At 37.7% G+C, this 17,914-nt stretch carries 19 protein-coding genes; 10 read left to right on the forward strand and 9 right to left on the reverse strand.

Annotated elements, in window-relative coordinates; all coding sequences use genetic code 11:
• Positions 1 to 59 precede the first annotated feature (59 nt).
• The 3 genes from pafA (at position 60) to ACSBFT_RS01390 (ending at position 2,841) form a co-directional block, all read left to right on the forward strand.
• Positions 60 to 1,682 (forward strand): alkaline phosphatase PafA, encoded by a 1,623-nt coding sequence (pafA, locus tag ACSBFT_RS01380; protein WP_489603046.1) that lies wholly within the window; start codon positions 60 to 62, stop codon positions 1,680 to 1,682.
• The gene (locus tag ACSBFT_RS01385; RefSeq protein ID WP_489603047.1) at positions 1,683 to 2,075 is read left to right on the forward strand and encodes a VOC family protein; all 393 of its coding nucleotides are present in this window, start codon (positions 1,683 to 1,685) and stop codon (positions 2,073 to 2,075) included.
• Between the two features lie 127 nt (positions 2,076 to 2,202).
• Positions 2,203 to 2,841, forward strand: a complete 639-nt coding sequence (locus ACSBFT_RS01390) for a trimeric intracellular cation channel family protein (RefSeq protein WP_463047339.1) — start codon at positions 2,203 to 2,205, stop codon at positions 2,839 to 2,841.
• Here the strand turns inward: ACSBFT_RS01390 and ACSBFT_RS01395 are convergent, their stop codons facing one another.
• Genes ACSBFT_RS01395 through ACSBFT_RS01405 form a run of 3 tightly spaced genes read right to left on the reverse strand, consistent with a single transcriptional unit; the run spans position 2,842 to position 4,918 of the window.
• The gene (locus ACSBFT_RS01395) at positions 2,842 to 3,450 is read right to left on the reverse strand and encodes a hypothetical protein (protein ID WP_463047338.1); all 609 of its coding nucleotides are present in this window, start codon (positions 3,448 to 3,450) and stop codon (positions 2,842 to 2,844) included.
• Entirely contained in the window at positions 3,450 to 4,004 is a 555-nt protein-coding gene (locus ACSBFT_RS01400; protein ID WP_489603048.1) for a hypothetical protein, read from the reverse strand. Before ACSBFT_RS01400 ends, ACSBFT_RS01395 begins: the two co-directional genes overlap by 1 nt.
• 2 nt (positions 4,005 to 4,006) lie before the next feature.
• The gene (locus ACSBFT_RS01405; RefSeq protein ID WP_463047336.1) at positions 4,007 to 4,918 is read right to left on the reverse strand and encodes an ROK family protein; all 912 of its coding nucleotides are present in this window, start codon (positions 4,916 to 4,918) and stop codon (positions 4,007 to 4,009) included.
• Between the two features lie 289 nt (positions 4,919 to 5,207).
• On the opposite strand from ACSBFT_RS01405, the gene coaD reads away from it, so the two are divergent.
• Positions 5,208 to 5,675, forward strand: coding sequence for a pantetheine-phosphate adenylyltransferase (gene coaD, locus ACSBFT_RS01410; RefSeq protein ID WP_463047334.1), 468 nt, complete (start codon positions 5,208 to 5,210; stop codon positions 5,673 to 5,675).
• Here the strand turns inward: coaD and ACSBFT_RS01415 are convergent.
• Positions 5,648 to 6,334 (reverse strand): NUDIX hydrolase, encoded by a 687-nt coding sequence (locus ACSBFT_RS01415; protein ID WP_463047333.1) that lies wholly within the window; start codon positions 6,332 to 6,334, stop codon positions 5,648 to 5,650. The genes coaD and ACSBFT_RS01415 overlap by 28 nt on opposite strands.
• A 188-nt stretch (positions 6,335 to 6,522) precedes the next feature.
• On the opposite strand from ACSBFT_RS01415, the gene ACSBFT_RS01420 reads away from it, so the two are divergent.
• A complete protein-coding gene (locus tag ACSBFT_RS01420; RefSeq protein ID WP_489603049.1) occupies positions 6,523 to 7,818 on the forward strand; it encodes a hemolysin family protein in 1,296 nt (431 codons plus the stop codon).
• Positions 7,819 to 7,827: 9 nt separating this feature from the next.
• Complete coding sequence (pyrE, locus tag ACSBFT_RS01425) at positions 7,828 to 8,454, forward strand: orotate phosphoribosyltransferase (protein ID WP_463047331.1); 627 nt, start codon at positions 7,828 to 7,830, stop codon at positions 8,452 to 8,454.
• Between the two features lies 1 nt (position 8,455).
• Here pyrE and ACSBFT_RS01430 read toward each other — a convergent pair whose 3' ends face one another.
• From ACSBFT_RS01430 to ACSBFT_RS01440, 3 genes are all read right to left on the reverse strand, one after another.
• A complete protein-coding gene (locus ACSBFT_RS01430) occupies positions 8,456 to 9,496 on the reverse strand; it encodes an Ldh family oxidoreductase (protein WP_489603050.1) in 1,041 nt (346 codons plus the stop codon).
• 118 nt (positions 9,497 to 9,614) lie between these two features.
• Complete coding sequence (locus ACSBFT_RS01435; protein ID WP_463047329.1) at positions 9,615 to 11,390, reverse strand: DEAD/DEAH box helicase; 1,776 nt, start codon at positions 11,388 to 11,390, stop codon at positions 9,615 to 9,617.
• Positions 11,391 to 11,648: 258 nt separating this feature from the next.
• Positions 11,649 to 12,320 (reverse strand): hypothetical protein, encoded by a 672-nt coding sequence (locus ACSBFT_RS01440; RefSeq protein ID WP_463047328.1) that lies wholly within the window; start codon positions 12,318 to 12,320, stop codon positions 11,649 to 11,651.
• Positions 12,321 to 12,403: 83 nt separating this feature from the next.
• Between ACSBFT_RS01440 and hisB the strand changes: the two genes are divergently transcribed.
• The 4 genes from hisB (at position 12,404) to ACSBFT_RS01460 (ending at position 15,990) form a co-directional block, all read left to right on the forward strand.
• Positions 12,404 to 13,528, forward strand: coding sequence for a bifunctional histidinol-phosphatase/imidazoleglycerol-phosphate dehydratase HisB (hisB, locus tag ACSBFT_RS01445; protein ID WP_463047327.1), 1,125 nt, complete (start codon positions 12,404 to 12,406; stop codon positions 13,526 to 13,528).
• Positions 13,529 to 13,576: 48 nt separating this feature from the next.
• Entirely contained in the window at positions 13,577 to 14,818 is a 1,242-nt protein-coding gene (locus ACSBFT_RS01450; protein ID WP_489603052.1) for a cation:proton antiporter, read from the forward strand.
• A gap of 80 nt (positions 14,819 to 14,898) precedes the next feature.
• Positions 14,899 to 15,579 (forward strand): MotA/TolQ/ExbB proton channel family protein, encoded by a 681-nt coding sequence (locus ACSBFT_RS01455; RefSeq protein ID WP_489603054.1) that lies wholly within the window; start codon positions 14,899 to 14,901, stop codon positions 15,577 to 15,579.
• Between the two features lie 12 nt (positions 15,580 to 15,591).
• Positions 15,592 to 15,990 (forward strand): ExbD/TolR family protein, encoded by a 399-nt coding sequence (locus ACSBFT_RS01460; RefSeq protein WP_463047324.1) that lies wholly within the window; start codon positions 15,592 to 15,594, stop codon positions 15,988 to 15,990.
• An 82-nt stretch (positions 15,991 to 16,072) separates the two neighbouring features.
• On the opposite strand, the gene ACSBFT_RS01465 is transcribed toward ACSBFT_RS01460, so the two are convergent.
• Together ACSBFT_RS01465 and ACSBFT_RS01470 are read right to left on the reverse strand one after the other, a co-directional pair.
• Positions 16,073 to 16,819 carry a LytR/AlgR family response regulator transcription factor gene (locus tag ACSBFT_RS01465; RefSeq protein WP_489603056.1) on the reverse strand — a complete coding sequence of 249 codons (747 nt, stop codon included), beginning with the start codon at positions 16,817 to 16,819 and terminating at the stop codon, positions 16,073 to 16,075.
• 6 nt (positions 16,820 to 16,825) lie between these two features.
• The gene (locus tag ACSBFT_RS01470; RefSeq protein WP_463047322.1) at positions 16,826 to 17,878 is read right to left on the reverse strand and encodes a sensor histidine kinase; all 1,053 of its coding nucleotides are present in this window, start codon (positions 17,876 to 17,878) and stop codon (positions 16,826 to 16,828) included.
• Positions 17,879 to 17,914: the final 36 nt, after the last annotated feature.

The raw sequence follows: 17,914 nt of genomic DNA on the forward strand, positions 1-17,914 counted from the left end.
AATTTCTAAGTACGTTTTGTAATTATGTTTTTTTACATTTGCTAAAAAACATTTCAACCGTGAACAAACTAGTTGCCCTTTTTGCTTTATTCGTATTGAGTAGTTGTGCTGCTCAATCTCCAGTATCAACTTCATCCGCTACGCCTAAACCAAAATTGGTGGTAGGTATTGTGGTTGACCAAATGCGATACGAGTATTTATATCGATTTGAAAAAAAGTATAGTGAAGGAGGCTTTAAGCGATTACTGGCAGAAGGCTTTAACTGTAAAAACAATAATTACCATTACGCATCTACAGTAACGGGGCCAGGTCATGCACATATTTATACAGGTAGCGTACCAGCTGTCTCCGGAATTGTGGGGAATGATTGGTTTGATAAAGTAGACGGTAAAGAAATGTATGTGGCTTCTGATAGTACAGTTTCTACAGTAGGTGAGGGGTCAGAAAAGGCCGGAATGATGTCACCTAATAACTTAAAAGTTACTACGGTTACAGACCAATTAAGGTTGTCGAATCAATTCAAGTCTAAAGTGGTAGGCGTAGCTATAAAGGATAGAGGAGCTATTCTGCCTGCGGGTCACACAGGTGATGCTTATTGGTATGACTCTTCTACGGGAAATTGGATTACGAGTACGCATTATGGAAACAAACTGCCAAACTGGGTTCAAGCTTTTAATGACAAGAACGTAGCGGAAGCGTATGCCACTAAAACTTGGGAGACATTATATCCTATTGAAACTTATACAGAATCAGAAGAAGATAATCAGCCTTATGAAAACCGTCTAAACGGTCAAAAGGAAGCTATTTTTCCGCATACTTTCACGGTAGGTTCCATAGCCTCCACACCATGGGGAAATACCATGACGCTTGATATAGGCTTAGAGGCATTAAGGAATGAGTCGCTTGGTAAAGATGATATTACAGACTTCTTAGCCATTAGTTTTTCTTCTCCAGATTACGCAGGGCATGCTTTTGGACCTCAGTCAAAGGAGGTTGAAGATATTTATGTCAGATTAGATTTAGATATAGAACGTTTACTAAATACATTAGATGCTGAAGTTGGAAAGGGAGCTTATACTTTATTTCTTTCTGCCGACCACGGTGTGGCGGAGATTCCTGCTTTCTTGAAAAAGCATGATTTGCCAGCAGGCTTATTTCTTGGTGGTGAAGTTACAAAGGAGGCTAATGCTTTAATTTCAAAAGCTTATGGTGAAGGAGAGTGGATTTTGAGTTTGAAGAACTATGAGTTCTATCTTAATAGAGTTTTGATGGCAGAGAAAAATGTTTCTGTGGAACAAATCAAAAACTTGATAGCTCCAGTATTGTCTTTGCAAGAAGGGATTTATTCTGTTATTAACCTGGAGAATTTTAGCAACGATAATATTCCTCCCTTTTATAAAGAGAAAATTCAAAACATTTATAACCCGAAAAGAAGTGGTGAAATCATGGTTTTAGTAGAGCCAGCTTGGTTTCACGGTTACGGAACGCGTGGAACTACGCATGGGACTATGTGGGCTTATGATACACACGTACCCTTATTGTTTTTCGGAAATGGCATAAATCATGGAGAAACAGTAGAGCCTACTTTTATCTCTGATATAGCACCTACGGTTAGTCAGTTATTAAACATTCAAGAGCCAAATGGCTCGGTAGGTAAGCCTGTCACTGCTGCTTTAAAATAAATGGGAGTTAGCATCATCATAATAGCTCTAGTAGTGACCGATTATGATGATGCTATCAATTATTATTGTCAGGTTTTAGATTTTGAACTTTTGGAAGACACCCATTTGTCTGATACAAAAAGATGGGTGGTGGTGTCTCCCAAAGGGAAGAACTCTTGTAGGATTTTGTTAGCCAAAGCTACTTCGGAAGAGCAAACGAAGGCTATTGGTAGGCAAGCTGGTGGAAGAGTGTTCTTGTTTCTTTATACAGATAGTTTTGACTCCCAATTGGAGAATCTGCAACGACATCAGGTTCAAGTAGTAAGAGGGCCTGTAACCGAGTCCTATGGTCGAGTATTGGTCTTTGAAGATATGTATGGCAATCTTTGGGATTTGATAGAGCCTGTAGGGTAACATTGATTTATGATGAATTTTGTGGAGTATAGGGCTTCTGAATAAGTGAGAATAATTATCAATATATTTGATAATTCGTCAGTCCAAAATAATTAAACAATTTACGCATCTTCCTACCTTAGTAGTTATGACTTGGATATACTTCTTAGATTTATTTGGTACCAGTGTTTTTGCTATTTCAGGAGTGTTAATGGCGATCGAAAAACGTTTTGATCTAGTCGGTACCCTTATCATTGGTTTTGTGACTGCGGTGGGTGGAGGTACGCTCAGAGATTTATTGATAGGACGTTCACCCGTGGGTTGGCTTAATGATCGGAACTATATTTTGGCTATTTTTATTGGATACGCCATTGCCTATATCTTTTATAAACGTGTTTTAAAGTTGAAAAAAGGTATGTTTCTATTTGATACCTTGGGTATTGGCGTATTCACTATTATTGGGTTCAAAATAGCCGCTGAATATAACCTCAGAGTAGAAACTTGCATTATGATGGGCGTGATTTCTGCTTGTTTTGGTGGTGTTATTAGAGACGTTTTGACCAATGAAATTCCATTAATATTTAGGAAGGAAATTTACGCAGCTGCCTGTTTCTTAGGAGCTGTCATTTACGTCATTATGCAGAAGTTCTCCCCTTTTGAGAATGTCAATGTCATGGTTTCTATGGTCATTGTTTTTATAGTCAGGTATTTATCCATTAAAAACGGATGGACCCTAAACTTGAAAAAGTTTGACGACATAAATGGTTTTGGAAAGGGCGATGAATAGCTAGTCAAACAAGGTTTGAGTTCTTTCTATCATTATTTTTTTATCTCTGATTTGAGATTTATTTTCTAGTAGGAAATCTCTAAAGCTCTCCATTTCTGCAAGCATGCTTTCAAAGTCATAAGTGGCGGCGTCATACTTCTCCACATAGATGTTTTCAAAATCACAGATAATGTATTCCATCGCCTTAAAACCGGCGTCAATTAAACTATAGAGGTAAAGGGTCTGGAAGTTAGCATCATGTCTACCAGGCTTATGATTTGCTGTTGATTTAAGGTCAATAACTCTGGCCTCGCCCAAAACATCTGCATATCCGTAAAAGTGAATGTTCTTGTGCCTGAAAGAGAGTTTCTGCTGAGTTTTCCTTTTTTTGGGAAGGAGTGAAGCTGCTTCTTGAATCAGTTTTTCGTTAAAATCTCCAGCCTTGTTTTTCAATACAGCACTTTCAAAAGAGATGCCTTTCTTAAATTTCGCAAGAATTTCAGGGTCCGTCTCTGGTACCCTGTTAATTCTGTTAATGAGTTTTAGCTTAGATTCCTCTGTTGCATTCGCCAGATATCGGTGATACTCATTGAGTAGGGTGGGGTAAAAGTAGAAAACAAAATCTTCCATTATTTAATCACATAGCCTAATTTAACGGCTACGGTGTTTATTTTGTCGGTTTTGCGTTTTCCTAAGGCAGGGAAACTAGCAATGCTGTATTCTGCTTTCAGAAATACCTTTTTACCCAAATAGTAGCCAGCGTCAAAACGAGTTTCATGACCAATAACCCTTCCTTCCGTTTCTTGTAAGTGCACTTGATTAAAAAGTAAACTATAGCCCACAAAAGGTACACACTTATTTTTATTAGAAAGCTCGTGTGTGATGTGTAAACCGTAAAAAGCGATACCGAGATTTTTGGTGTTTTCTTTTAACGGAGGTACCGCAGTGTAACCAATAGGCAAAGATAAAAAGGCTTTAGGTTTACCGGTAAATCCAGAGACCTGCCACATAATATCCGCTGCGAAAGAAAAACCTGTTTTACTTATTTCTGGTAAATTGGTTTTAATGATACCGGTATATCCAGTTTCTAAAGTTATTCTTTTGGGCGATTTTTCTAATTGTTTCTCTTGAGCCACTAAGGACCCCGATATTCCTAAAAGAAGAACTAATATTAACTTTTTCAAATTTATCTAACCAGTTCGGCTGCACCAAATACGCCAGCACTATCACCAAGTTTAGGTTTTAAAAAGACGGTTTCTACTTTTCTATTATTGAAAATGTAGTTTTCAATTTCTTTAACTCCTTCCGTATAAATTTCATCAATATTACTCACACCACCACCGAGAACTACCACATCTGGATCCAGAACATTTAAGATGTAGTGAATGGCTTTTCCAAAAGACTTAAACAAACGCTGCATGGTAGCTGTAGCATGCTCATCTGAATTTGCTCTATAGCGTTCAACTATTTCTTTCATACCTCTTTTCTCTCCAGAAATACTGGCGTAAAACCTTTCTAGAGCTGGCCCTGAGAATATATTTTCATTACAACCTTTTTTACCGCAATAACAAGGCGTTTGGTCGTCGCCTAAGACATTATGTCCCCATTCTCCTCCAATGCCATGTTTTCCGCTTATTATTTTACCATTTACCACTACACCACCACCAACGCCAGTACCCATAATGACACCAAAAACTACTTGAGCATCTGGATATTTATCAGGAACTATTCCCATAGTGGCTTCGGCTAAAGCAAAACAGTTGGCATCGTTTGCCATGGCTATTTCTACTTTCAATAAATTTTCCAAATCCTTTTTCATAGATTGGCCGTTCATGCAAGTAGTATTGCTGTTTTTCATGGTTTGTAAGCCAGGATCTAGCGTCCCAGGCGTACTAAAACCAATGGCAGTAGGTTTAATACCTGTTTTTTCAGATAAGCCGTCTATCAACTTTTTAATCTGTGATAAGATATGCTGGTAACCTTCTTTAGCTTCAGTAGGTACTCTCTCTCTTATCAGCGTTTCGCCAGTAGCGTCGTTTATGACAATTCCTTCGATCTTAGTACCGCCTAAATCTACACCCCATAAATATCTTTCCATTTCTGTTGTTTTATTGTTCGTTTTGGAAGCTACAAACTTAGTATTTATCATAAGAAATTCTAGCCTACTTTAAATTTTAAAATGAGATAACCTAAGGCCATCTACTTTAAATATGGAGGGTTTAGTGCAGTATGAAGTGTTTGTTATAAGCTGTTTAGGGCTATTTTTAAGTTATGTATTTTTTAGAATAAAGCTTTTAATGGTTTAGAAAAATTTGAGATAGAAACATTCTTCTTGTTTTGAAATGAGTAAAAACATTTCAATCTTTAAGCCTATATAACAATACCCTATGAAACGAATCGCTTTCTTTCCTGGCTCATTTGACCCTTTTACCAAGGGGCATGCAGATATTGTGGAGAGGGGTTTGAAGCTTTTTGATGAAATTATTATAGGTATAGGCTATAACCCTGCTAAGAAGAGATATTTTCCGTTGGAGGTTATGGTGGGTGTCATTAAAGGTGCATTTAATAATGACCCCAGAATTAGAGTTATAAATTATAACGATTTAACAGCCGCAGTAGCTAAAAATGAAGGTGCTGAGTTCTTAATAAGGGGTTTAAGAAATACCACCGATTTTGAATACGAAAACACCATAGCCCAAGTAAACCGTCAGATTGTAGACGGTTTAGAGACTGTTTTCTTAATTACTTCTCCAGAACTGGCACCCATTAGCTCAAGTATTGTACGAGAGCTGCATTCTTTTGGGGTAGACGTAAGTAACTATGTACCTTACCCTTTAGAAAAACTAAGTTCCTGAGATAGCATGTGTTTTAAAACGTTTTTAATAGACGGATAACTTTTTTGCAAAGCCTTGTGCATTTCAAAACTATTCATCCATTTGATGTCATCAATACCTTCTTCTAACTGCGGAGTCATAAATTCGTCCGAAATCAAGTTCATCTCATACCAAAAAGTCCTTTTCAGCACTCTAACATTTTTATGAAGATAGGTGTGATACGAAATGTAACACTTGTCTATTAAGGAAACCTTGATATTGCACTCTTCTTCCACTTCTCTTAGAGCTGTCTCCCTCATGGTTTCTCCTTTTTCTGCTTTTCCTTTAGGTAAATCCCATTTTTCCAGCCTATGAATCATCAGAATTTTATGCTCATTGTTTATCACAAGACCTCCTGCAGCATCCACTATCTTATATTGACCAAATACGGTTTTTTTAGCTTCATCCAGGCTTTTGACGTAAAAGGTTAAACTTTTAAAGTCAAACTTCTTTATTTCTTTAATACCTTTAAAAAAGGCAGTAATTATCTCAGGTGAAGCATTAGGTATTAAAACCTTCTTACGCCATTCTTTTAAGTTTTTCAGTCTATTGGAATCCGAAATTATGGTGTCAAACTTTTTGTTGGCACCAATCTTCTCTTCCTGAAAAAAGATAGGCCTGTCATTAATAAATATGACCATTGTTTCTTATTGATTAATAAATATGACCATTGTTTCTTATTGTTTGAGTGCAAAAATAGGGTTTGGTCTATTAGTGCAAGCCTAATTTCTAAAATATTTAATTTTTAAGTAGTAAAGCGATTTACATTTGTATTATTTTGCAGTTAAATAAAAGAGCAGTGTTCCCTAAGAGGGATTGATATAGCTTAATGGAAATAATAATTTTATTGGTTCTGATTTTAATTAATGGGGTGTTTTCGATGTCCGAGATTGCACTAATCTCATCCCGAAAAACAAAATTGGAAATTGCAGCCAAAAATGGCGACAGCAAAGCAAGGTCGGCTTTAAAACTGGCTAACTCCCCGAACAACTTTTTAAGTACAGTACAGATAGGAATAACCTTGATCAGTATTTTTACGGGTATTTATTCTGGAGATAGGCTTGGAGATAATATAGAGCCATTTATAAAGCAGGTACCTTATTTTGTACCTTATGCTGATACCATTTCGGTAGTGCTAATTACAATATTCGTAACTTTCCTTTCACTTATTTTTGGTGAATTGGTTCCCAAAAGAATAGGAATGGCCTCCCCAGAGACTATTTCTAGTTATATGGCGGGCCCGATGATTGCGTTGTCAAGGATAACGTATCCCTTTATATGGATACTAAGTAAAACATCCAAGTTTCTTTTTAGCCTTACTGGTATTAAGGAATCAGATAACTTCATTACGGAAGAAGAAATCAAGTCGATGGCTAAGGAGGGTGCTACAGGGGGCTCTATAGAGGAGATTGAGCACGAAATAGTTCAAAACGTATTTCATCTTGGAGACAGAAAGATAACCTCTTTAATGACCAATACCAATGAAGTTACGTTCTTAGACTTAGAGGATACCCCTATAGAAAACAAGAAAAAGATTATCGCCTCTCGCCATTCTGTTTACCCAGTATGTAATGATGGTATCAATAATATGGTTGGTTTGCTTTATGTCAAAGACCTACTTGGTAAATCATTATCTACAGAATTGAAATCCCTAGAAAAAAGTCTTAGAGAGTGCTTATTTATTCCGGAAAATAATTTGGGGTATCAGGTGCTGGAGAAGTTTCAAGAGGAAAGAAGACACTTTGGGGTTATTGTGGATGAATATGGTAACGTACAGGGAGTAGTGACCATGAACGATATCTTGGATGCCCTGGTAGGCGATATTTCTGAGACTAATGAATTTGAATTTGAGATAGTGAAAAGAGAAGATGGCACTTTCCTAATAGACGCTTCTCTTCCTTTTGATGAGTTTTTACAAGAGTTTGATGTAGAAATAAGTAATAGAAAAGACTATCAGGGTTTTGATACCATGGGTGGTTTTGCTCTAGAGATTTTACAAGAAATCCCTGATACGGGAGATTATTTTGATTGGGAAAATTTCCGTTTTGAAATTGTGGATATGGATAAAAACCGTGTTGACAAAATCTTAGTGACTATCCTGGACGAGAATCAAGAAAAACCATAAAGTTAATAAATGACCACTGCTAGAAAGATTGCTAATATTTTATTAGAAACAGAAGCTGTTAAATTAAGTCCAAATGACCCATTCACTTGGAGTTCCGGATGGAAATCACCCATCTATTGTGACAATAGAATTACGCTGTCTGATGTAGAAGGACGAACTTTTATAAAGAAAGCACTAGCTAAAGCTATCAAGAAACATTTTCCAGAGGTAGATTTGGTAGCGGGTGTAGCCACGGCGGGTATTGCTCAAGGGGCTCTAGTGGCAGATTACTTAAAGATACCATTCGCTTATGTTAGGCCTAAGCCAAAAGAGCACGGAATGGGCAATCAGATAGAAGGAAAGATTGTCAAAGGTCAGAAAGTAGTGGTTCTGGAAGATTTGATATCTACCGGAGGCAGTTCACTCAAAGCCGTTGAAGCCTTAAGAGCTTTAGGGATTGAAGTTATCGGTATGATTTCCGTCTTTACCTATGGACTTAAGGTGGCAGGAGTTAATTTTCAAGAGGCCAATGTGCCGCTAGTGACACTAAGTAATTATAGTTTTTTAATAGATGAGGCTGTCAAACAGTCTTACGTAAAGGATACTGATTTAGAATCACTTAAGAAATGGAAAAGAAGCCCTGAAAAATGGGGTTAATCTAAAGGGGTATACTATAATTTTCGGCTAATTTCTGAAGCCCTTCCAGCGTGTCAGACCTTAAAGTTAGGCCATCTTTCATTTGTTGTCTTTTAAGTTCTAAGCCTCTCTGGCCTGGAATTCTTACAGGTTGCTTAGAATTTGCGGCCCTGCTGGCTAAAGATTGCTGTTTAAGAAATTCCATCTCTTTTTTGAAATAACTTTCACCAGAAAATTTTCTTGGGTTAATGGATTGTATAAATACAGAAGCCCCCCATCTTCCTGGTTCGCTAGAACGTCCATGCCCACCAAGAGCAGAGGTCATGGCTTCAATCATAATACCTAATGCAAAACCCTTATAGCCGGAATCTAAGCCTCCTAAAGGTAGGATAGTGGAAGGTTCGCTATTGAAAAATGTATTTGGGTCAGCTGTTGGTACGCCTTCAGCATCTAAGAGCCAAGCGTGTGGGAGTGGTTCATTTATTTGTTTCTTTTGATGAATTAAACCGTTGGAAGTAGCAGACATACTCACATCTATAATAATGGGTTCGTTTTCGGTGGGTATACCTAGAGCCAGAGGGTTTGGGCTATAAACCCCAGTAGTTCCTCCGAAAGGAGCTACCGTCATATTGTCTGGGTCGCTGCAAGCTATCATGACCATGTTTCCATTACGTGTGGCGTTTTCCATATAAGCCGCCAAGCATCCTATATGAGAAGACTTCTGAATCACCACGGTACCTACACCTTCCTGTTCAGCTATTTCATTGGTTTTCTTAATGGCACTGTCAATTAACCAAGGGCCGGCTAAATACTTGCCATCCCATAGCTCAGAAGTAGCGGTTTGGTTCAATACCTCATAACTACCTTTTGTCTCCATACTTTTCTTTTGGATATGATCGATGTAGGGCATCACGAGATGAAGCCCATGGGTTCTATGTCCTAAAAGTTCACCTTCCAGAAGGATATGGAGGGTAATATTGGCTTTGTCTTTTGGAAGATTTACTTTTTCAAAAAGGGCAGCAAGGAAAGTTTGAGCTTGTAAATAGGTCAAGGTTGATTTCATTTTTCGAAATTAGGAATAAAACTGAACTTAAGAGTTAAGGCATAAAAAAAGCCAACCAATATGGTTAGCTTTTTTTGGATTCGACTGGTTTAAAATAAACCTAGTCAAAAAATAGTAGTTATTTGGCTACCTCAATGGCCGCTTCACGAGCATTGATAGTTTTTCCTGCCATGCCAGAGATAACACGATTAACGTCTCTTTCTGGTACTTCTACAAAACTGAATTTGTCGTACATGTCAATTTGACCAATCACTCTACCTGGGATTTTAGCTTCAGAAGCTAAAGCACCCACTATATGACTTGGAGATACGTGGTCTTTTTTACCAAGGTTGATAAATAAACGAACCATTCCTGCTTCGCCAGAACCATGCTGACCTCTATGAGCCTTACGGTCACGAGAGAACTCTCTATCTTCAGAACCACCATCTCTTCCTCTTGGCTCTCTGTCGCTAAAGCTACGCTCTCCTCTTCTTCTTTCCATTCTTCCGCCTCTTTCTCTTTCTCCGCTTCTACCTCTATCTCTATCTCTTCCGCCACGGTCTCCACCTCTTCCACGGTCTCCACCTCTTCCGTCGGCTAAGTCATCGCCTCCTTGAGTAACTTTGTTAAGGTCTAATTGCATTTTCATCAAGGCCGTAACCATTTGATGAACCTCGTAGCCCTTTTCCATTAAGTCATTCACTATTAGTTCATAACCTTCATTGCCCACTTCTGAGACATGAGAGACTATTTTATCAGTGAAATTATTAATTTTGATTTCTTTTAGGTCTTCTTTAGTAGGTACTTTACCTTCTGTGATAGCCACCTTAGTGTATCTTTCTAGTTCTCTAAGTTTGCTTCTATCTCTTGCAGAAACAAATAAGAATGCTTTTCCTTTGTTACCCGCACGGCCAGTTCTACCAATACGGTGAACATAATACTCTGTATCTAAAGGCACGTCGTAGTTGAAAACGGCGTCAACATCATTTACATCAATACCTCTGGCTGCCACGTCTGTAGCTACCAAGATAGTACATATCTTGTTTCTGAACTTGTTCATTACCTGATTTCTAGCCGCTTGGCTTAAATCTCCGTGAATCGCTTCAGCTTTATATCCTTTGTCTTGTAAGTCCATGGTTACTTTATCGACCATAGCTTTCGTGTTACAGAAAACCAACATTAATTTCAACTCGTTAACTTCAATCAAGCGAGTCATTAATTCCGTCTTGGCTTCACGTCTAACGTTATAATAAACCTGCTCAATGTTATCGTTAGTCACTTCGTTCTTTGTGATCTTGATAATTTCAGGGTTATTCTGGAATCTCTTCGTAATGCTCAAGATATCACGAGACATAGTAGCAGAGAAAAGAACGGTTTGTCTTTCTGCAGGAGCAAAAGATAAGATCTTTTCGATATCATCTCTAAAGCCCATGTTAAGCATTTCATCTGCTTCGTCCAAGATAAGCATTTTCAAGGTATCCAATTTAAGCGTTTTACGCTCAATGTGGTCCATGATTCTACCTGGTGTTCCAACTACTATATGGGCACCTTTTTTAAGGTCACGGAATTGTCTTTCATAAGACTCTCCTCCATAGATAGAGCTTACTAATAAGCCTCTTTTATATTTTGCTAATTGATATATCTGTTCCTTAACTTGAAGAGCAAGCTCTCTAGTAGGACACATAATCAAAACTTGTGTGATGTTATCTTCAACATTAATGGCTTCAATGGCAGGAATACCAAAGGCAGCTGTTTTACCAGTACCAGTTTGGGCTTGACCAATCATATCTGTACCTTTCATTACAACCTCGATGGCTGCAGCTTGAATAGGGGAGGCTTCTGTCCATCCCATTTCTTCCACGGCCTTAAGTATATAATCAGACACAGGAAGTTCGTTAAACTTTACAGTTTGCATACGTATTTTGCACGACTGCCCAGCTTGCAGCCTATTTTTTTAAGATTTTTTGGAGGCGATTGCGACACGCCCTTTCGTGAACATCACGGTGAAACCCGTTGCCTGCTCTGAAAGGAATTTTGGACGAAAATTAGATGCTCAAATGGCACCTGCCGCTGTCAGAGAACTCGAACGAGTCTGTAAATCGAGTGCAAAAGTAGGATATATATTTGAGGTAACCTAATTTGAGTGCAAAATAGTGAAAGGTTTTATTGTATTTTATTTTTTCACCCACTTGAAACCCTCCTCAGGGAGGTTTGAGAAGTTGGTATGCTCTAAAGATTTAGCTTTCAAAGTGAATTTATGTAGTACCTTGGCGTCGCTATTATAATAACTCTTTTCGTTCAAGCTTACGTTTAGATCTTCGAAGTAGTTGTTACCGTCTAATTGAATATTGCAAAGTCCTTCGTTTTCAATGGTCAAATTACGTATTCTACAATTATATAGCCTTAGAGAATTACTGTCGTTGAATATTTTCATTTGGTCATCATTGAAATTCTTCATGATGATTCTGCTAACGGAACTTTCTAGATAATCTAAGGAGGGGAGATAGAGGTTAATGACTTTCCTGATTCTTAGTTCTTGGGTATTTCTAGGTGTAAGGTGCGTGTAAATATATAAGGTGTCTCCCTTGGGTTCTAGATGCACATATTTCTGGTAAGTTTTGTGAATTTCAATGATGGGCTCATCATACTGCATGATGTTTAGTTTCATTCTTCCTAAGTCGCACTTAATCACCACGGCTTTTAAATCATTCAATTTAAATTTGGTATAAGGCTCAATAAGTTGGGCAGGTGGCTTTTTACTTATCTCCTGTTTTTCTAGCCTTCCACAGGACTGAGCGATTAGAAATATGGCCAATAATAGGGCTTTCGAAAAAAAAAGTTTCATGCAAGTATATATGGGTTTCTAAAGCTAAGGATTTAAAAACTAAGATGCCTACATTTGTCACGTATAGACACATAAATATTTACATGCAAAAAGTACTCTTTATTGACCGAGACGGTACAATTATAAAAGAACCCCCGACAGATTTTCAAGTAGACTCACTGGAGAAGCTTGAGTTTCTTCCAAAATCCTTATCCAATCTTAGGAAAATAGCGACGGAGACCGATTATGAGTTGGTCATGATTACCAACCAAGACGGTTTAGGTACAGACTCATTTCCAGAGGATACTTTCTGGCCAGCTCATCAGAAAATGATGACGACGCTAGAAGGGGAGGAGATTCATTTTAAGCAGGTATTTATTGATAGAACCTTTGAGCATGAAAATGCCGATACTCGTAAACCTAGAACAGGTCTATTGACAAACTATATTAACAATACTGAGTATGATATGGCCAATAGTTATGTGATTGGAGATAGGCTTACGGATATACAGTTAGCTGTAAACTTGGGTTCAAAAGGTATTTTAATAGCCAACAGCGAAAAAGGGGAAGCTACTCAAGAGCAACAAGAAGCAATTGGTCTTATTTCAGAAGATTGGGATGCTATTTATGAATTCTTAAGATTGCCAGAAAGAAAGGCAGTTATTCAAAGAGACACAAAGGAGACTAAGATTTCTGTTAATTTGAATCTTGATGGTACTGGGAAGGCTAAAATGGATACAGGTCTTGGTTTTTTTGACCATATGCTTGACCAATTGGCCAAGCACTCTGGAGCAGATATTGAAATAACGGTGAAAGGCGATTTACATATTGACGAGCACCATACCATAGAAGATACAGCATTGGCTTTAGGAGAAGCCTATTTGGAGGCCTTGAAAGATAAAAGAGGAACCAATAGATATGGATTTTTACTGCCAATGGATGAAGCTCTTGCTCAGGTAGCCATTGATTTTTCTGGGAGACCTTGGTTGGTATGGGATGCCTCTTTCAAAAGAGAAAAAGTGGGCGAAATGCCTACAGAAATGTTCATGCATTTCTTTAAGTCTTTCTCAGATGCCTCTAAGTGTAACTTGAATATTAAGTGTGAAGGTGACAACGAACATCATAAAATTGAAGCTATTTTTAAAGCATGGGCAAAAGCTATAAAAATGGCCGTTAAAAGGGATATTAATGCAATGGACAGTCTGCCGAGTACCAAAGGGGTACTTTAAGAATATCTTTTAGGCGGTTTGGATTAAGATTAAACGAAACAAAACGAAATGGAATTATTCAAGATACTTACACTACTAGTGGTGATTTCAGCCATATTCGGATATATCAATGTCCGTTTTTTGAAATTACCTACTACCATCGGTTTGATGGTGATGGCCTTGGTGTTTTCACTTATGATGATTTTGCTTCAGTTCGTTTACCCTGATTTAATTCACTACGCAAGGGATTTAATGGCGGAAATTGATTTCACCACGGTCCTAATGGATGTCATGTTGTCCTTTCTGCTATTTGCTGGTGCACTACATACTAATGTAGGTATGATAAAACAGGAAAAAGGCACCATAGGAATGTTTGCCTTGGTGGGTGTATTACTGTCTACCTTCTTAATAGGAGGAGCCATCTTTTACCTGTCGATGGCTTTAGGCTTACATACTGATTTGGTCTATTGTTTGCTTTTTGGGGCATTGATTTCACCTACAGACCCTATAGCGGTATTGGGTATTATGACGAAGGCCAATGTGCCCAAAAAAATAGAAATAAACATAGTAGGGGAGTCGCTTTTTAATGACGGCGTAGGTGTCGTGATATTCTTTACTATTTTGGAAATTGCCAGACTTGGTGTTGATAATGTTACAGTTATGGATGTAGCAACCTTATTTGTGCAAGAAGCTATAGGAGGCATATTATTTGGCTTAGGCTTAGGATTTCTGATGTTTAAGCTCCTTAAAAGTATTGATGATTACGAGGTAGAAGTGATGATAACCTTGGCCTTAGTGATGGGTGGCTATTTCTTAGCCCAGCAGCTGCATACTTCTGGTCCGCTGGCAATGGTGGTCGCTGGCTTGTTTATGGGAAGTAGCGGATTAAAACAAGATGCCATGAGCGAAACCACAGAACTTTATGTGGATAAGTTTTGGGAGCTCGTAGATGTATTGATGAATGCGGTTCTTTTTGTTTTAATAGGACTAGAAATCTTGATTTTAGAATTTCATACCAACTATTTTATAGCAGGTGGTGCAGCTATAATTATTGTGCTTTTATCAAGGTACCTTATTATTACGGTATTATTGAAATTCTCAAAAAACTGGGTGTCAGTAGATAAAGCTCCTTTATTGCTAACATGGGGAGGTTTGAGAGGTGGTTTATCCATTGCCATGGCACTCTCTTTACCTTCAGAATGGGAGGCCAAACCGTATATTGTTTTTATCACTTATTGCGTTGTATTGTTCTCGATAATAGTGCAAGGCTTAACGCTCGAAAAGCTTGTGAAAAGAATCTACAAAGCATAAAAGTTTGTATTTTGCATAATAATTTTTCAAAGTAACCAGTTAGTAAACCAGTTCATAAAATTCCTTTTTAAATGCTGAAAATGCTTTTACTTCAGATTCCGGCAGAGGTCGGAGTAGACTCTACGCTCTTGGGTTCACCATTGAGTATTAATTATTTCGAATTATTGTTGAAAGGTGGGGTGGTAATATACCCTATTATGATTTTACTTTTCGCTACGCTTTACTTAATGGCAGAAAGGTATTTATTTATCAAAAACTCTTCAAGAATTGATTTCGGTTTTCTTAGATCTTTAAAAGATAATATTCTTCGTGGTGACATGAGAACGGCAATCGCTCTATGTAAGAGTACCAATTTGCCTATTTCTCGAATCTTGGAGAAAGGTATTACCCGTATAGGTAGACCAGTGAAGGACATTGAAAGTGCCATGGAAATCCAATCCAATTTAGAGATATCTAAGATGGAGAAAAACATGGGCTACCTAGGACTAATCGCTGGGGTGGCACCTACCTTAGGTTTTGTGGGTACTATTTCTGGTATTATTAGAATCTTTTATGAAATCTCGGTAACAGGTAATTTTTCCATTGAAACCATTTCAAATGGTCTATATGAGAAAATGATTTCCAGTTTTTCTGGATTGGTAGTAGGTTTAATAGCTTACGCCGCTTATCACAGTATCAATATGATGACAGATAAGTTTAGTATTAATCTTCAGGCTACGGTAATGGACTTTTTAGATACTCTTAACGAGCCAGCATCTTAATTCTCTTATAACATGAAATTAAAACGACAGCGAAAATTTCATGCGGAGGTACAAACCTCTGCATTGAATGATATCATGTTCTTTTTGCTTTTATTCTTTCTAATTGTGGCTACACTAGGCAGCCCTAATGTTATAAAATTAATGTTGCCACAATCAGACGACTCTACTCACGATGTGAGTAAGGCACCTGTTAATTTATCTATTACTGAAGATAAGGTTTATTATATAGATCGTCAGGCGATACCGTTTCCTGCCTTAGAGCAGCGTTTGGTAGAAGCTACAGTAGGCATGGAAGAACCAACAGTAATTTTGAGAGCAGCATCTAGCCTTACCATTCAAGACTTGGTGGATGTAATGAGTATGGGAGCAAGGTTAAGGATAAGGATGGTTTTAGCTACCGAGCAGAATTAACGATTGTATCCCAAAATATATATTAAAGAAAAGGCTCATAAAATATTTTATGAGCCTTTTTAGCTAGGAGCTTATTTCGCTTTTAAAGGCTCATCAGGTCTTTGAATTTAATGGCTTGTCTTCTAGAGATCTCAATCTTCTCTCCGCCAGGGCCTATTTCTCCAGCTTTTAGCGTAACCAAAAGTCCTCCAGAAAACCAGGGCTCAATTTTGTCAATCCAGTTAAGGTTGATGATGTGTTTTCTGTTGGCTCTAAAGAAGATCTTAGAATCTAATCTTTCTTCCAAGCTGTTCAATGATTTCAAAATCATGGGTTTTTGATTATCAAAATGTAAACGGACATAGTTCCCCATGGATTCAAATAATCTGACCTTGCCTAGGCGTACAAACCAACATTTCTCCCCATCTTTTACAAAAACTTGGTCATGGACGGTCAGCTCTCCTTCAGGATGATCTAGAGCTTCTTTTTTCGTTTTTTCCTGTTCCAGTTCAATACGCTGAATGGCCTCTGCCAAGCGTGGACTGTCAATAGGCTTCATGATATAATCTAGTGCATTGAACTCAAAAGCTTTTAATGCGTATTCGTCATAAGCGGTAGTGAAAATAACTTCTGGCACTTTATCCGTGAGAGCTTCTAGAAGTTCAAAGCCATTTTTTCCAGGCATTTGAATGTCTAAAAAAAGAAGATCTGGCTCCATTTCTTCTATCATGGGTATGGCTTCGTCTGCATTGGCGGCTTCTCCTACCACGGTTATTCTAGGAAACTCTTCTAATAATCTTTTCAGCTCATTTCGAGCCAATCTCTCATCGTCTACTACTATTGCTCTCATAATAATTTATTGATAATCTAAAGGTATGCGTATTTCAGCATTGACCGTAAGGTGATTTTCTTGGAATATTCTAAAGTCGCTTTTGTTTCCGTAAAGCAAATGAAGCCTTCTTTTAGTATTTTCTAAACCAAATCCTCCAGAAGAAGATTTTGACTCTGTACTATGAAGTTTACCAGTATTTCTAATACTAATTAGTAAGATTCTATCATCTATGTGAGAAGATATTTCAATAAAGCCCCATCTAAGGGCCTTTTGAACGCCATGCTTGATAGCATTTTCTACCAAGGTTTGCAGCATCATCGGTGGCACCTGAACCCCCTCAGTTTCTTTGTCAATATTCCATTTTATCTGAAGTCTTTCTTCATATCTTATTTTTTCTAGGCTAAGATAATCCTGAATGGTTTTAATCTCTTCCTTCAGGCTCACTGTGGTTTTTCTATGAGAAACTAAAGAGCTTCGTAGCAAGTTTGATAACTGGGTTATCCCTGACATAGCTTTTTTAGGGTCTTCCGTGATTAGAGCTCTAATACTATTTAAGGCATTAAAAATAAAATGCGGATTCATCTGAGCTCTTAAAATTTTGGCTTCCGTTTCTTTAACCGAAGCTTCAAGCTGTACCCTCTCTACGGCATCATTCTTACGCAAATTAGCCACACTATAGAAAACATATATAAGCACCCAAATAAGAACTGGTTTTGTTAAATTTATAAGATAAGAGATATCTCTCAAAGCCCAGTTCATCTTCTCCGTATTGATGATGTCTCTGTCCATAGGTATGTTTATGGCGGCTAAAACAAAGGTAATAGTTCCTATAACTACAGTACATCTTATAACCAGCTGAGCCACTGGTAGTTTAATCCATTCATATCGTTTGAAAATAATTCTAAAAATATGAGTTAAAGAAATTCCTGCGGCCACATTTACGATTCCGTTTCCAATGAGTTTATTAAACTCTTCAAAATCAAATGAAAATATAGTGAAGTAATTTAGAAGGTCAGAAAAGGAATAGAAAGACCACCCTATTATTTGACATATCCAATACGACTTTCTTGTTTCCATTTAAGCCACAAGGTAAGATGATTTTAAAATAAAGTG

Source organism: Arcticibacterium sp. SM2516 (assembly GCF_057914865.1).